The organism is Pseudarthrobacter sp. 01T43 (genome assembly GCF_056398665.1).
On record NZ_JBFTPV010000066.1, the window covers coordinates 1 to 1,163 of the forward strand.

The 1,163-nt window shown below is 64.8% G+C and carries 1 protein-coding gene; it reads left to right on the top strand.

Annotated elements, in window-relative coordinates; all coding sequences use genetic code 11:
• Nucleotides 1–1,163, top strand: a 1,163-nt coding sequence (locus AC1DIM_RS19760) for an amino acid permease (protein WP_477712171.1), incomplete at both ends; no start/stop codon positions are given.

Consider the following 1,163-nt stretch of genomic DNA (forward strand, 5'->3'; position numbering starts at 1 on the left):
GGCGGMGCGATCGGCACCGGCCTGTTCCTCGGCGCCGGCGGCCGCCTCAACGCCGCCGGGCCGTCGCTGGTCATCGCCTACGCCGTCTGCGGGTTCTTCGCGTTCCTCATCCTCCGGGCCCTCGGCGAACTGGTGCTGCACCGGCCGTCGTCGGGCTCGTTCGTCTCCTACGCCCGCGAATTCTTCGGCGAGAAGGCCGCGTTCGTCTCCGGCTGGTTCTACTGGATCAACTGGGCCACCACCACCATCGTGGACATCACCGCCGCCGCCCTMTACATGCACTTCTTCGGCAACTACATCCCCTGGATGGCAGCCGTACCCCAGTGGGCCTGGGCCCTGACCGCCCTCCTCGTAGTCCTCGCCCTGAACCTCGTTTCCGTCAAGGTCTTCGGCGAACTCGAGTTCTGGTTCGCCATCATCAAAGTCGCCGCCCTCGTGGTCTTCCTCGTCGTCGGCACCTACTTCGTCATCTTCGGCACCCCCGTGGACGGCCAGCMSGTKGGCCTSAGCCTYCTCTCGGACAACGGCGGCATCTTCCCCAACGGCCTGCTCCCCATGATCATCCTGATGCAGGGCGTCCTGTTCGCCTATGCCTCCATCGAACTCGTCGGCACCGCCGCCGGCGAAACCGAAAACCCGGAAAAGATCATGCCCAAGGCCATCAACTCCGTGGTGTTCCGCATCGCCGTCTTCTACGTGGGCTCCGTCATCCTCCTCGCCCTCCTACTGCCCTACACGTCCTACGAAAAGGGCGTCAGCCCGTTCGTCACGTTCTTCGGCTCCATCGGCATCCAGGGCGTGGACGTCATCATGAACCTCGTCGTTCTCACCGCCGCGCTCTCCTCGCTGAACGCCGGCCTATATTCCACCGGACGCATACTCCGCTCCATGTCCGTGAACGGCTCCGCCCCGAAGTTCGCCTCCCGGATGAACAAAGCCGGCGTCCCGTACGGCGGCATCGCCATCACCGCCGTAGTCTCCCTCCTCGGCGTGCCGCTGAACTACCTGGTCCCGGCCCAGGCCTTCGAGATCGTGCTGAACATCGCCTCCGTGGGCATCGTCATGACCTGGGCAACCATCGTGCTCTGCCAGATCCAGCTCAAGCGATGGGCGGACAAGGGCTGGCTCAATCGCCCGTCCTTCCGAATGTTCGGAGCCCCCTA